Source organism: Lactobacillus sp. 3B(2020), assembly GCF_013487845.1.
Classification (GTDB): Bacteria; Bacillota; Bacilli; order Lactobacillales; family Lactobacillaceae; genus Limosilactobacillus; species Limosilactobacillus alvi.
In genome coordinates this window covers 1,046,069-1,059,610 of sequence record NZ_CP047410.1, presented here as the reverse complement: position 1 = coordinate 1,059,610, position 13,542 = coordinate 1,046,069, and the positions used below count along the sequence as shown (strand labels likewise).

At 43.1% G+C, this 13,542-nt stretch carries 13 protein-coding genes; 5 read left to right on the top strand and 8 right to left on the bottom strand.

Annotation, left to right across the window (positions count from 1 at the left end):
• Positions 1-31: 31 nt before the first annotated feature.
• From xerS to GTO83_RS10955, 3 genes are all read left to right on the top strand, one after another.
• Positions 32-1,105 carry a tyrosine recombinase XerS gene (xerS, locus tag GTO83_RS05260; RefSeq protein WP_180872058.1) on the top strand — a complete coding sequence of 358 codons (1,074 nt, stop codon included), beginning with the start codon at positions 32-34 and terminating at the stop codon, positions 1,103-1,105.
• Position 1,106: 1 nt separating this feature from the next.
• Entirely contained in the window at positions 1,107-2,006 is a 900-nt protein-coding gene (locus GTO83_RS05255) for a linear amide C-N hydrolase (RefSeq protein ID WP_180872057.1), read from the top strand.
• 85 nt (positions 2,007-2,091) lie between these two features.
• Positions 2,092-2,223: a hypothetical protein gene (locus GTO83_RS10955; RefSeq protein ID WP_255463186.1), complete on the top strand. Its 132-nt coding sequence runs from the start codon at positions 2,092-2,094 to the stop codon at positions 2,221-2,223.
• Between the two features lie 50 nt (positions 2,224-2,273).
• Here the strand turns inward: GTO83_RS10955 and GTO83_RS05250 are convergent, their stop codons facing one another.
• The 3 genes from GTO83_RS05250 to GTO83_RS05240 all read right to left on the bottom strand — a co-directional run bounded on the left by GTO83_RS05250 (position 2,274) and on the right by GTO83_RS05240 (position 6,841).
• On the bottom strand, positions 2,274-4,478 hold the full coding sequence (locus tag GTO83_RS05250) for a phospholipase D family protein (RefSeq protein ID WP_180872056.1): 2,205 nt from the start codon (positions 4,476-4,478) through the stop codon (positions 2,274-2,276).
• A 257-nt stretch (positions 4,479-4,735) separates the two neighbouring features.
• Positions 4,736-5,914, bottom strand: coding sequence for an acetyl-CoA C-acetyltransferase (locus tag GTO83_RS05245; protein WP_180872055.1), 1,179 nt, complete (start codon positions 5,912-5,914; stop codon positions 4,736-4,738).
• 69 nt (positions 5,915-5,983) lie between these two features.
• Positions 5,984-6,841 carry a patatin family protein gene (locus GTO83_RS05240; RefSeq protein WP_180872054.1) on the bottom strand — a complete coding sequence of 286 codons (858 nt, stop codon included), beginning with the start codon at positions 6,839-6,841 and terminating at the stop codon, positions 5,984-5,986.
• Positions 6,842-7,002: 161 nt separating this feature from the next.
• Here GTO83_RS05240 and GTO83_RS05235 point away from each other — a divergent pair, with 161 nt between their 5' ends.
• Both GTO83_RS05235 and GTO83_RS05230 read left to right on the top strand, forming a co-directional pair.
• A complete protein-coding gene (locus GTO83_RS05235; RefSeq protein WP_180872053.1) occupies positions 7,003-8,142 on the top strand; it encodes a PLP-dependent aspartate aminotransferase family protein in 1,140 nt (379 codons plus the stop codon).
• Positions 8,143-8,210: 68 nt separating this feature from the next.
• On the top strand, positions 8,211-9,074 hold the full coding sequence (locus GTO83_RS05230; RefSeq protein ID WP_180872052.1) for an NAD(P)-dependent oxidoreductase: 864 nt from the start codon (positions 8,211-8,213) through the stop codon (positions 9,072-9,074).
• A 65-nt stretch (positions 9,075-9,139) separates the two neighbouring features.
• Here the strand turns inward: GTO83_RS05230 and GTO83_RS05225 are convergent, their stop codons facing one another.
• The 5 genes from GTO83_RS05225 to GTO83_RS05205 all read right to left on the bottom strand — a co-directional run bounded on the left by GTO83_RS05225 (position 9,140) and on the right by GTO83_RS05205 (position 13,503).
• Positions 9,140-9,637, bottom strand: coding sequence for a phosphatidylglycerophosphatase A (locus GTO83_RS05225; RefSeq protein ID WP_180872051.1), 498 nt, complete (start codon positions 9,635-9,637; stop codon positions 9,140-9,142).
• 113 nt (positions 9,638-9,750) lie between these two features.
• A complete protein-coding gene (locus GTO83_RS05220) occupies positions 9,751-10,824 on the bottom strand; it encodes a PotD/PotF family extracellular solute-binding protein (RefSeq protein ID WP_180872050.1) in 1,074 nt (357 codons plus the stop codon).
• A gap of 2 nt (positions 10,825-10,826) precedes the next feature.
• Entirely contained in the window at positions 10,827-11,618 is a 792-nt protein-coding gene (locus tag GTO83_RS05215) for an ABC transporter permease (RefSeq protein ID WP_180872049.1), read from the bottom strand.
• Positions 11,615-12,424: an ABC transporter permease gene (locus GTO83_RS05210; protein ID WP_180872048.1), complete on the bottom strand. Its 810-nt coding sequence runs from the start codon at positions 12,422-12,424 to the stop codon at positions 11,615-11,617. Before GTO83_RS05210 ends, GTO83_RS05215 begins: the two co-directional genes overlap by 4 nt.
• On the bottom strand, positions 12,421-13,503 hold the full coding sequence (locus tag GTO83_RS05205) for an ABC transporter ATP-binding protein (RefSeq protein ID WP_180872132.1): 1,083 nt from the start codon (positions 13,501-13,503) through the stop codon (positions 12,421-12,423). Before GTO83_RS05205 ends, GTO83_RS05210 begins: the two co-directional genes overlap by 4 nt.
• Positions 13,504-13,542 lie beyond the last annotated feature (39 nt).

The window sequence follows — 13,542 nt, the reverse complement described above, 5'->3', positions numbered from 1 at the left end:
ATGGAAAGAAAACGTTGAAAGAAGGGGTTTTGTGGAAGCCGATCGTTATCATAAATTAATTGAAGAGGAATTAACTAACTTACCAGATTATGTCAATGCTTATTACCGGGGAACCAATCATTCGATAACCACGACTTACCAGTATTTGACCGAGTTTCGTCGCTTTTTTACCTGGCTAAGGACTAATCAGATTAGTTCAGCGACTTCCAATTCAGCTATCGAAACCTCAACGCTAGCTAAGCTTCGGCGGGATGATGTGATGCTCTACATTGATTATTTAAAACACAGTACCAATGCCCGGGGCCGGCAAAATACAGCGACTTCAATCAACCGTTCAATTAATGCTCTCCGCTCCCTGTTTAAATTTTTAACCATTACGGCGGATAATAATAACGGTAAACCGTATTTTGATCGGAATGTAATGCTAAAAATACCTTCTTTAAATAGCACCCAAACGTTAAATTATCGGGCTCATGCACTTGCTTCGCATATGTATCGGGGACAACAAAAGTTTGATTTTTTAAACTTCATTGAGCAAGAATATCCCAAGCAATGTGATAAACGGGCCCAAACGGCTTTTAAAATCAATGGTGAACGGGATCTGGCCATTATTGCTTTGATTCTGGGGACCGGAGTCCGGGTTTCGGAAGCTGCCAATGTAAATGTTGGCGATTTAAACTGGCAACAAAATATGCTTGATGTGACCCGAAAAGGGGGGCAAAAAGACAGTGTGCCAATTGCTCCTTGGACACTTCCCTACCTCAAACGTTACCAAGCCATTCGCGTCCAACGCTATCATGCCCTCAAAAAAGATGTCGCCTTCTTTTTGACTAACTACCACGGTCAGACCCGCCGGATTAGTGCGAATTCAATTGAAAAATTGGTAAAAAAGTATTCTTCGGCCTTTGGTCATCCTTTGACACCGCATAAACTTCGTCACACCCTGGCTTCAGAGCTTTATGCAATTACCAAAGATCAGGTGCTTGTCAGTCAACAATTGGGACAAAAAGGTACCTCAGCAACGGATCTTTATACCCATGTGGATCAACAAGTTCAAAAAGATGCCTTAGCAAAGATTAGTCACGAAAACCCGGAGGATAACTAAGATGTGTACAGCAATCACCTTTAAAGATCGTACCCAGAACGCCTACTTTGGGCGGACAATGGACTTTCCCCAAAAAGCAACTCCATGGCGGTTAACCTATGTCCCAGTCGGCTATCAGTGGCAAATTCGGCCCAGTGAAAAGTACTTAACGGGAAAGTACGCCCTTTTAGGCGGAATGCGGCTCGCTGATGGTCACTACCTCATTGGGGATGCAGTCAACTCGGCTGGTTTAGCTTGTGCTGAATTATATTTTCCCAATCAAGTTACTTACTACGACAGCCCGCAGTTTTACCGGATTAATCTGACCCCTCAAGACGTAATCACTTGGATCTTAACTCAGCACCGGAATGTCAAAGAAGTTGCTGATCACTTGACTCAAATTGCAATTATTGGTCAACAATGGTATGACAAGGACATTGTTCACCCCTTCCACTGGATTTTAACGGATGATACGGGGACTTATTTGATTGAACCGACAAGTGAACAATTAACGATCAAAAAAGCACCTCGCGGGATTTTAACTAACGCGCCAGCTATTGCGGAGCATGAGGCTAAACTCGCTAAGCTTGTTGGCGGTACGCCCACTAAAGAACGACTTGCGGCTTTTCCCAAACGGTTACCAATTACCCGGACACCATCTAACCGGTATCTTCGGACGGCGCTAACCTTAGCCAAACAACCAACCCCGATGAAGCGAGATGCTTTTTTATTGGGACGAAAGGTGCTTGAACGGGTTGAAATGGAACCCCTTGAAGGTCATGAAGATTATACCCACTACATTGGGGTAATTGATCGCTCCCATCTTGATTATGATTTTACCGATATTGAATTTAACCAACACCACCGCGCTTCGTTACGCCATTTGATGAAAAAGTATAATAAACCGGTAGTGTTTCACTAATCAAAAAGAGAGGGGCCGGGAAGAAACAAATGCTTCTTCCCGGCCCCTTTGTCATCTCCGAATGTTACTTAGTAACTAAGGTCAAATGGCAGTTGCTTTCCTAGCGGTCGCACCAGCCGCTTCAGCCTTGCATGGGCTCACAAACGCCAAACCAGTTGGCTGGTTCGCTCCAAATCACGGCCTTAGCGGATCAGGGGGAACGAAAGGCCGATTCTAATGAATCAACCTTCGTCCTTCTTATCCCAGACCAGCGAGAGGTTTTCCTCCCTACTTATCCTTTCCAAACAGTCTCCCAAAGAAACTTGTTGACTTTTGGGTTTGTTTTTTGGCGAGTTCATTTAATAATTGGTCCCGTTTTTGATCGGCAATTGCGCGTTGCTTGCTCTCTTCTTGTTGCAAGGCAATTAATTGACTCAGAGCATCTTGCTGGTGATCCTTTTGATGTTGCCGCTCGTAATAGCGCCGGACGAGTGGTTCGCCAATGAAATGGTCGAATTTATCAATATTTAAAACCATCCCAATGTCATTTTGCACAATCCCAATGCCGAGTTCGCGAGGTAGCATATTAAAGTAGTTATCTAGGGTTTCGTTATTATTTTGGTACATGTTTGATTTTAAGTCGTTAAAAATCGCCTTGGAAACCGTGAAATGCTGGTCATCCCCATCGGTGAAGTAAACATTCTTGAAGTTATTTTCAGCTAGCAACATCCGCCAGATGGTTTTATTTTGATCTTGCTTGTAATCGTAGTGTTGATCAATAATTGCGGCCAATCGATCAGTGAAACCAAATTCAGCCAAAATTTCTTTCAAGATTTCCCGGGTTAAACTGAGGTAATCGTGAATTAACCGGCTTTCTTCATCCCCGGAAAGGTGGTTTAGCCGCTGATTCAGCCGGTAAACCACGGTCCGATATAAGTGGTCGTTAAGGCTATTTTGCAGAATGTGGTAATCATATTTTTGATCAGCTTGTGGTAACCAACCAGCCTCAAATGACAAGTAATAAACCCGTTTGGTAATTTCTTCAAGATTATTAATTCCCTTGCTAGAGGCATTGTGATTCATTGCAAAAACACTCGTGTTATGAATTCCAGTGATCGTGTTCGACCATTGTTTGATAGCATTCGTCGCCACCTTCAAATGAAAGAAATTCTCGTAAAGTTCATCAATAATCATTGGTGAGATGAAGCGTTTTGAGCGTAAATAATGGTCCAAAAAATTAACTGCCCGTTCGCTCCGTGCACTGTTAGAATTATTAATCTCGGCGTATTGAACGCTTGGTGAAGTATCGCCAGTAAAAGGTTTAAAGTAGTCCCGGACAAGGAGCGTTTTCCCCGTAGTCCCCCGACCAATTAAAACTAAGGACAAAGGCACTTGGTCAGCCGAACGGCTAAAGTTAGAATGGCGGTATATTTCTTGGATCTTCCAAATCATCGGAGCCGTCATTAAGTAAAGAAAAGCGGTTAGCGCTTGTAAACTTTCATCCCGCACCTTATTCGTCCGAAAACTATCAACGACGTCAACAAAGGTTTCAAGATCTTCTTTGGTTAACTCTGGCTCCACTAACGGTTCGTATTGATTGGTAACGGTATTCTGTACCAAAACTGCGCGCTCATCTTCATCGTAAGTCCACATTGGCTTGGGATAGAGATCATTTGCTTGGATAACCCGTTTTTCAGCTTGGGAAAAGGCTTGATAATAAAGAACTTTCGCGTTCTCGTTGGCTTGACTCTGGTCTCGCCGTTTGTTTCCCTTTGGCGTATAAACTGCTTGAACCGCTTTTACCCAATGGGGCTTCAAGACCTTTTCCCGGGCCTGATCGTCACTTACGGCAGTAATTTCATCTTTTGAGAGACTAACCTGCGTGTTAACTTCATTGGCAACTTCGTCTGTTAAGACCGCGGTGATTGTTTGCCGATCCTTACCCCGGATTTGGTCAATTAACTTGCGGTTTAGATAATCCGTACTATCCTCAGTAAAATTGCTTTTAAATAATGCTCGGTGGGCTTGGTAAATGGCTTGATCAGCCGGTTGATCCTTTTGTCCATGATACATCCAAACCACTTCATGATTCTTTGTCATGGCTTGCTTAGTAAGGTTCATTGAGCCATTAAAGAGGACAAAATCCGTTTCGTTCTCCAGTAAGAAATACTTGCTATGAAAAAGGTCCTTTTTGGTAAAGCGGAGCTGAAGGCTCTCATCACTAATGCGGTTTAGAAAAGTATCACTTGCGGCTTCAAGTTCTTGGACCCGCCGGGGAACGTTATAGACTTGTTCCATCTTTTGACCGGTTCGGTTATCTTCCATCCCTAAAATCAGTTTGATCGTTTTAAACCGGGGAAGCAATTCATCTTCAATGATCCTAAACGATCCTACAAACGAGACTCCCCGAAAAGAGTCAAAACCCGTGGTTAAATCCCAAAAATTTGGTTGTTGTAGCATTTGCTGGTTTTTTAAATCGTAAACTGTTAGCATGATTAACCTGCCCTTTAAATTCTTAATTTTTATTATATGAAGAATTTGAAAGGAAAACAAACCAGAAAGAGGTTGGGAAAAAAGCTCCTTGACGGCCTGGTTGGGATAAGAAGGACGAAGGTTGATTCATTAGAATCGACCTTTCGTTCGCACTTATCCGCTAAGGCCGTGCTTTTTGACCTTAGTTACTGAGTAACATTCGGAAATGAAAGAGAGGCTGGGAAGAAACGTGAGTTTCTTCCCAGCCCCTTTCAGCTTTATTTAGTCCGTTCAATCAGTGTTGCCGCTCCCATGCCACCACCGATACAAAGGGAGGCTAAACCTAACTTTGATTGCCGTTTTTGCATTTCATAAAGTAAGGTAACGATAATCCGGGCCCCGGAGTCACCAAGGGGATGGCCAAGGGCAATGGCTCCCCCATTAACATTGACAATATCAGGATTTAAGCCAAGCTCTCGAATGGTAACTACTGATTGAGCCGCGAAGGCTTCGTTCACTTCAACTAGGTCGAGGTCATTAGTTTGTAATGCGTGTTTCTTCATCAATTTATTAGTTGCTTGTAGCGGACCAATCCCCATAATGGCCGGATCAACCCCAACTAGATTACCATCAATCCAGTATCCAAGAATTGGGTAGCCTTCTTTTTCGGCCATTTCTGCGTCCATCAGAACTACGGCAGCGGCTCCATCGTTGATTCCCGACGAATTACCGGCAGTAACATCGCCATTCTCTTTAAAGACCGGTTTTAGTTTTGCGAGGGCAGCCATCGAAGTTTCCCGAATAGGTTCATCCTCGCTGACGACAAAGGTTTTTTTCTTTGTCTTTACGGTTACGGGGATGATTTCATCCTTAAACCGTCCACTTTGCGTTGCTTTAATTGCTCGTTGTTGACTTTGCAAGGCAAAAGCATCTAACTCTTTGCGCGAAACAGGATACCGCTCAAGAAGGTTTTCTGCCGTCATCCCCATTGGGTAATGATAAAAAGCATCCGTTAAGCCATCCTGGCTAAGACTATCAATGAGTTCACTATTACCAAAACGGTAGCCAAACCGCCCCTTCTTTAAAAGGTAAGGAGCGTTAGACATACTTTCCATGCCGCCGGCAACCATAATCTTTGCATCCCCTAAAAGAATTTGCTTAGCTGCCAAGGAGATTGCTTGCATCCCCGAACCACAAAGGACGTTTACCGTCATTGCGGGAACCGTTTCAGGTAAGCCAGCATGCATGGCTGCCTGGCGTGCTGGGTTTTGGCCCTGTCCAGCCTGGATGGCCATTCCCATATAAACTTCATTAACTACCGTTGGCTCAATTTGAGCCCGATCAAGCGCTGCTTGAATTGCAATTGTCCCTAATTCAACCGCTGAGAGTGATGCAAGCAGGCCTCCCATCTTTCCAATTGGTGTTCGGGCAGCTCCAACAATCGCTACTCGTTGCATTTACATAACCTCACTTTATCATTATTCTAAAAAGCATTTTATCGAAGACCAAATTAGTGGTCAAATGGTTTACTCATTTAAGTATGCCATTAAAGCTGGTAACTCCGCTTCAGCTTGTTCCATCCCTTGTTGATAAAGCTTTTGGATTTTCTTGGTATTATTTTCAAGTCGGCCCACCTTGATCGTATTGTTGGGATTAAAAACGTAGGCTTGATGTTGACTTACCAGGTGATTTAAGGTCTTAACCTGTTGATTGTACATTTCGGGTCGCTTAATAGCAGTTTCCACAAATTTAGGGTAGTCTTTAAACCTGTGTTCAAACATTTCTTTTAATACTTTTCCCGTTGGCTTTTTTCGGTAATCACTTGGACGGGTCCGAACAACGACAATTTTATCAAATCCCTGATCTTGGGCGATATTAAACGGAATTGAATCGGCTAGACCACCGTCTAAGCATTCCCCAGCGGTTGTTTTTTGGGGTGCTGTGAAGAAAGGCATTGAACTTGAAGCTTTTAGATCGACTTCGAGCTCTTTGCCAGTTGGATCAGTAAAGGTGACGGCTTTTCCCGACGTTAATTCCGTTGCTACAATCGTAAAATGCGAGGCTGATCGCTCATAGGCTCGTTCATCAAAGTTATGCCAATCCCAACCATGGTCTTCAAAGAGAAAATCAAGGTTTAAGACTTCTTTTTTCTTTAGGAGTCGGCGCATTGAAATATAATCAGCGTTGTGCCGATAAGTAGTATTTACATGGACCATTCGCCCGTATTGCTTCGAGACAAATTGCGCGCCACAAAGCGCCCCCGCTGAAACACCAATTACACTTTCAAACTCAAGATGGTGTTTTAAAAACGCGTCGGTAATTCCAGTTGAATATTGGCCCCGCATGGCCCCACCTTCCAAAACTAAGGCTGCATGATAAAGCATAACTTTCCCTCCGTTTTTTAGCTGAATACGATCATTATACAACAGGTTCTTTTATCAATAATTATCTTTTTTGCCAGATTGATTGACACTAATTTTTAGTAAGGATAAACTATGGTCATTACTAGAAGTCAAATAATCAAAAGGAAAGGATTTTACGATTAATGAAATTCAATACACGTTTAATTCACGGTGGTTATAGTGAAGATCCCGCCACCGGAGCAGTTTCAACCCCCATTTACCGTTCCTCAACCTTTCACCAGCATATTTTAGGTGGTGAACCAAAGTGGGAGTATGCGCGGACTGGTAACCCAACGCGCGCTTCCCTGGAAAAGTTAATCGCTGAACTTGAAGGTGGCGTGGCCGGCTTTGCTTTTGCTTCTGGTTCAGCCGCTATTCATGCTGTTTTCTCAATGTTCTCAAGTGGCGATCACTTTGTGGTTGGATCTGATGTTTATGGAGGAACTTTCCGGCTTATTAACAAGGTTCTCAAGCGGTTTGGGATGGAATTTACGGTCGTTGACATGCAAAATTTAGCAGCTGTTGAAGCCGCAATTCAAACTAACACCAAGGCCATTTACTTAGAAACGCCAACTAACCCGCTATTGCAAATTGCTGATATTGAAGCAATTGCTAAGATTGCCAAGGCCCACGGGGTAAAAACGGTGGTTGACAATACTTTTGCCACCCCATACAACCAAAATTCCCTTCAACTTGGGGCTGACGTAGTCGTTCATTCCGCCACCAAGTACCTCGGTGGTCATTCTGATGTTGTTGCTGGTTTAGCAGTGACCAACGATGAAGCGATCGCTAAACAGCTTGCCTTTCTTCAAAACTCAATTGGTTCGGTTTTAGGTCCTGATGATTCTTGGTTATTACAACGCGGTATTAAGACCCTTGGAGCCCGGATGCGAGTTCACCACGAAAATGCTCAAGCAATCGTTGACTTCTTAGTTAACGACCCTCGGGTTGACCGCGTCCTCTACCCTGGCTTACCAGACTTCCCCGGTCACGAAATTGCCGCTAAGCAAATGAAGCATTTTGGGGCAATCGTTTCCTTCGAACTCAAGGAAGGGCTTAGTACGAAGCAGTTTGTGGAAAATTTGAAGCTAATTGATCTAGCAGAAAGTCTTGGTGGAATCGAAAGCTTGATTGAAGTTCCAGCAGTAATGACCCACGGATCAATTCCCCGGGAAATCCGCTTGAAGAATGGGATTAAGGATGAATTAATCCGCCTCTCAGTTGGGATTGAAGATGAAGAAGACCTCCTCGCTGATCTTAAGCAAGCTCTAGATCAACTTTAGGATTATAATGAAGATGAGTTGGCAGAATGCTACTCATCTTTTTTATTTTGAATCAAGGAGTGATTAATATGCTAGTTGGTTTCATCGGGACTGGGGTCATGGGATCAGGCGTAATTTCAAACCTCCTCAAGCATGGTGAAAAAGTTAGGGTTTATAACCGGACTAAAGCGCACGCTCAAACGGTTCTTGATCAAGGAGCAACTTGGGTTGATAGTCCGGCTGCCTTAATTAAGCAAGTCGATGTTTTGTTCACGATGGTCGGTTTCCCAACCGACGTTGAAAAAATCTACTTCGGTGAAAATGGCATCCTCAAAAATACTCACCCAGGTCAAATCTTAGTTGATATGACTACCAGTAAGCCATCCCTTGCTGAAAAAATTGGTAAAGCTGGTGAGGTAAAACAAGTCCGCGTAATTGACGCGCCGGTTTCTGGTGGCGACATTGGTGCGCAAAACGGGACGTTAACTGTGATGGTTGGCGGTGACCAAACTGCCTTGGATGATTTAAAAGCACTCTTTAGCGAATTTTCAAAAGAAGTTAACTATTTTGGGTCTTACGGCGCCGGCCAGCATGCCAAGATGGCTAATCAAATTATGATTGCAGGAACAATGACTGGTTTAACGGAAGCGCTTGTGTATGCTAAGGCAGCCAACTTGGATCCAGCGCAAGTGATGCAAACCCTTCAAGGTGGGGCGGCAGAAAACTTTAGCCTCGGAACCTATGGACCACGGATCTTAAAGGGCGATTACACCCCAGGTTTTCTTGCAAAGCATTTTTTAAAGGACTTACGGATTGCAATTGATGAGGCCACAGCGATGAAGTTAAACCTGCCTGGCACTGCCTTAGCCAAACAACTCTATACGACCCTTGTTGACGACAAAAAACTTGGCAACGAGGGGACCCAAGCCCTGATTAAGTTGTGGTGGAAATAAAAAAAGGTCCATTGGATAAAAATCAAAAGTCGGGTTAAGAGTTTCGTCCTCTTACCCGACTTTTTTTAAGCATAATGATGGGCAACTTTTCCACACACGGCAGCTACGATGGCCCCTAAAAGGTCATCAATAAAGGTATTAACATGGTGTTCATCAGTGTCAAAATGCTTAATGATCCCAGATTTCACCCGGTCTAGGTAGCCAAAGTTGGTGGCGCCAATTGTTCCATAAATTTCGGAAATTTGCAAGGCAAGGGCTTCATCCACCCCGAAGACGCCGGCATCATTTTCAATGATTGATTGTAGAGGCTCTTCAATTAATCCTGCTTCTGTCAAGCGGTCAAGTTCAAGCGCGACCATGGCATTATTTAACAATTCCCGCTTATGCAAAACCGTGATCAATGACTCGTAACATTCATCGACGGTTAATTCGGGAATGAACTCCTTTTGCAAATCATAAGCGTCGACTGCTAATTCATGAAGGTCAACGCCCCGTTGTTTCAAACGCTTTGTCACAAATTCGAATGCTTTGGTATCTGGGTATTTAAATTGTTTATTGTACATGAAATTCCCCCTTTTTAAAAACGAGAAGTGAGTCCCATTGGCCCCCTTCTCGTTTTTTTACCTAACTGCGATAATTCTAACACCAGCGATTAATTTTGCCAAACGATCCCACATTACTTAACAAACATTTTAAATTCCAAAAATAGGTCGTTGTATTCTTGGTTAACTTTCTTTGGTAAATCCCGGTAAACTTGGAGATGTTTCATGGTTTGTTTGTCAGGATAGAACGCTTTATTGTTCGTAACGGACTTAGCTAGGTACTTCATCGCCCCTTGATTTGGGGTCGCATACCCCACATATTTAGCATTTTGGGCAGCGTGCTTGGGTTCTAACATGAAATTAATGAAGGCGTTAGCCGCCTTAACATTTTTGGCTGACTTGGGAATAACAAAGTTATCATACCAAATGTTACTTCCTTCACTTGGGACAACATAGTGCAAGTGATGATTGACCGCCATCATTTCGGCCGCATCCCCAGAATAAGTAATCCCAATCGCCGCTTCATCTTGTTTCATATACATCTTCATTTCATCAGCCACGACGGCTTTTGTATTACCACTAAGCCCCCGTAATTTTTGTTCTGCGGCCTGCAATTCACCATTATTGGTAGTGTTAACTGAATGTCCTTGAGTAATCAAAGCGATTGCCATCATATCCCGGGCACTATCGTAAAGCATTTCTTGATTGCGATACTCTGGTTTCCATAAGTCCGTCCAGTGCTTTGGTGGATTTTTAACCAATTGATCGTTATAGATAATTCCCAAAGTTCCCCAGAAATAAGGAACTGAGTACTTGTTATGGGGATCAAAATTTTGGTTTAAGAATCGCGGTGCTAAGTACTTCATGTTAGGGATTTCCCGATGATTTAAGGGCTGAATTAAGTGCTCCTTTTTCATACGTTGAATCGTGTATTCACTCGGCACTACTAAGTCATATCGAGTACCACCCTGTTCAATTTTGGTTAACATCGCTTCATTTGAATCGAAGGTTTCATAATCAACTTGATAACCGGTCTGCTTTTCAAACTTTTTAATTAAACTGGGATCAATGTAGTCCCCCCAGTTGTAGATTACTAAGGTTTTAGTGGTTGAAGTGGTACTTTGTTTGGCCGTTAATTGATGATTCCAAGCGATCAAGCCAGCAATGACTGCGATCAAGGCGATAATTGCTGCCAAGAGTTTTTTCATCTTTAGCGACCTCCTTTCGGGGATGGCTTAACTGAGAACCGGTAGTAAACGTAAACCAGCACTAGTGAAACCAAAAACATTACGGTTGAAAGAGCGTTGATTTCAAGGTCAATTCCTTGCCGGGCCCGGGAATAAATTTCCACCGACAAGGTTGAAAACCCATTTCCCGTAACGAAGAAGGTTACCGCAAAGTCATCCAATGAATAAGTGAGTGCCATAAAAAATCCCGCCTTGATTCCGTCCATAATCCCTGGAATGGTCACTTGAGAAAAGGCTTGCCACCGCGTTGCCCCAAGGTCAAAAGCGGCATCGGTTAAGGAACGCGGCAACTCTTTTACCTTCGGAAGGACCATCAGTACCACAATTGGAATACAAAAAGCAATGTGACTTAAAAGGACCGACCAAAAACCTAACTTAATTCCCAAAAAAGTAAAGAAAATCAAAAAGCTAGCCCCAATAATAACATCGGGTGAAACCATCAAGATGTTATTTAAAACCAAAACGTTTTGTCGCCAAGCTCGGTGCTTAATACGCTGGATCAATAGGGCGCCACTCGTTCCGATTGCAGTCGAAATCAAGGCTGCTAAAAGAGCAATAATAATCGTATTTAAGACGATACTGATCATCCGTGTGTCTACAAAGAGCGCTTGGTAATGTTTCCAGGAAAAATGTTTGAACCCATCCATGGTATTACCAGAACTGAACGAATAGTAGATTAAGTAAAAGATTGGCGCATACATTAGGATGAGGATCACTGCCAGATAGATTTTACTCAGGGTTCGTCTTTTTTTCATCGGTGAACCCCCTTCCCTGAATCATCAGTTAATAGCATAACAATTAACATTGCTACAACTAGGACAACCCCAATTGTGGAACCCATTCCCCAGTTTTGGGTGGTTAAAAAATGTTCTTCAATTGCCGTCCCAAGAGTAATCACCCGGTTACCACCGATTAACCGCGTAATCATAAAGAGGGAGAGCGATGGAATAAAAACGGCTTGAATTCCCGCAAAGACCCCATTTTTCGTCAGCGGTAAGATCACTCGGCGGAAGGTTTGCCATCGACTAGCGCCAAGATCTAAGCTAGCATTAATTAAAGAAGGGCGAATTGCCACAATCGAGTTGTAAATTGGCAAGATCATAAATGGTAATTCAATGTAGGCTGCTACCAACATAAAACTAGCATCGGTAAAGAGCAGTTGGTGACTGCCAACCCCGATGAACCGTAAGAAATTATTAATTGACCCATTCTCCCCTAAAATACCGATAAAGGCATAGGTCTTCAATAGTAGGTTAATCCAGGTTGGCATAATAATCAGGGCCAACCAAAAATCCCGACTCTTAAATTGAGCAATGATGTAAGCCACCGGGTATGAGATTATGAGGGTGATCACGGTAATCAAAAAGGCATACCAAACCGAATTAAAGGTCATCTTTAAATAAACCCCTGATTCGGCAAAATTTACGTAATTTTGGACCGTAAAATGACCATTTAAACCTTGAAAAGATTGATAAAAAATCAACACTAACGGGGCAACTACAAAGAGGGCAAGCCATAAATAGTATGGTAGCGAGAAGAACCAGTGCTTTTTAGTTATCATTCTACTACCCCCTGGTATGATTTGAGCCGGGCATCAAATTCAGCTTGGGTTTCGTTGGCCCGCATCACATGGATGTCTTCAGGATCAAAAGTAATGCCAATTTGCTTACCCACTGTAGTTTTATGGATGGAATTAATCTTCCACTCGTGACCGTCTGTATCATGAACCATAATCTGATAATCGACTCCCCGGAAAAGTTGGGAATCAACGGTTGCGGTTAATTTTCCCTTTTCAACCGTGGTAATATCTAAATCTTCTGGCCGGAGAACAACTTCAACTGCTTCGCCAGGAGTAATTCCGGCGTCAACACAAATAAACTCTTTGCCATCAATTGCCACGGCAAAGTCCCGTACCATTGTGGCTGGAATGATGTTTGATTCACCAATAAAATCCGCTACAAAGTGATTTAATGGTTCATCGTAAATGTCAACTGGGGTCCCTGATTGCTCAATCAAACCATCGTTGATAATCATGATTTGATCGCTCATCGCTAAGGCTTCTTCCTGGTCGTGAGTTACAAAGATAAAGGTGATCCCAAGTTGCCGTTGCAAGGCCCGTAGTTCAGCTTGCATGTCCTTTCGTAATTTATGGTCCAAAGCAGATAAGGCTTCATCAAGTAGCAAGACTTTTGGCCGGTTGACGATCGCCCGCGCAATGGCGACCCGTTGCAGTTGACCCCCAGAAAGTTCATCGAGTTCCCGGTGGGCATATCCTTCGAGATGTACTAAGGTTAGGGCTTCAGCCACGCGTAATTGGATCTCTTTTTTCTTCATTCGTCTTAAGCGCAAGCCAAAAGCAATATTGTCGAAGACGTTAAGGTTCGGAAAAAGGGCATAATCTTGAAAAACTGTATTGACTTGTCGCTTATTAGCTGGTAGTTGGTTAATTTTTTGCCTATCAAAGTAAATCGTACCGGCATTTGGGAAGTCAAACCCGGCGATTAGTCGTAAGATGGTCGTTTTTCCGGACCCTGATGGGCCCAAAATGGTATAGAACTTACCCTCCTCAATTTCAAAATTGATATCCTTTAAGATTACGTTATCGCCAAATTGTTTTTTAACGCCCTCAAATTTAAGAATCGCCAATCGTTTCACTCCCCTTTACTAAAGTGATATATC

Bases quoted from the DNA above. Each gene is read 5' to 3' on its own strand.
- GTO83_RS05230 (WP_180872052.1), top strand. From the start codon at position 8,211: ATGCTAGTTGGTTTCATCGGGACTGGGGTCATGGGATCAGGCGTAATT.
- GTO83_RS05235 (WP_180872053.1), top strand. From the start codon at position 7,003: ATGAAATTCAATACACGTTTAATTCACGGTGGTTATAGTGAAGATCCC.
- GTO83_RS05225 (WP_180872051.1), bottom strand. From the start codon at position 9,637: ATGTACAATAAACAATTTAAATACCCAGATACCAAAGCATTCGAATTT.
- GTO83_RS05250 (WP_180872056.1), bottom strand. From the start codon at position 4,478: ATGCTAACAGTTTACGATTTAAAAAACCAGCAAATGCTACAACAACCA.
- GTO83_RS10955 (WP_255463186.1), top strand. From the start codon at position 2,092: ATGGCAGTTGCTTTCCTAGCGGTCGCACCAGCCGCTTCAGCCTTGCAT.
- GTO83_RS05255 (WP_180872057.1), top strand. From the start codon at position 1,107: ATGTGTACAGCAATCACCTTTAAAGATCGTACCCAGAACGCCTACTTT.
- GTO83_RS05245 (WP_180872055.1), bottom strand. From the start codon at position 5,914: ATGCAACGAGTAGCGATTGTTGGAGCTGCCCGAACACCAATTGGAAAG.
- GTO83_RS05240 (WP_180872054.1), bottom strand. From the start codon at position 6,841: ATGCTTTATCATGCAGCCTTAGTTTTGGAAGGTGGGGCCATGCGGGGC.
- GTO83_RS05220 (WP_180872050.1), bottom strand. From the start codon at position 10,824: ATGAAAAAACTCTTGGCAGCAATTATCGCCTTGATCGCAGTCATTGCT.
- GTO83_RS05215 (WP_180872049.1), bottom strand. From the start codon at position 11,618: ATGAAAAAAAGACGAACCCTGAGTAAAATCTATCTGGCAGTGATCCTC.
- GTO83_RS05210 (WP_180872048.1), bottom strand. From the start codon at position 12,424: ATGATAACTAAAAAGCACTGGTTCTTCTCGCTACCATACTATTTATGG.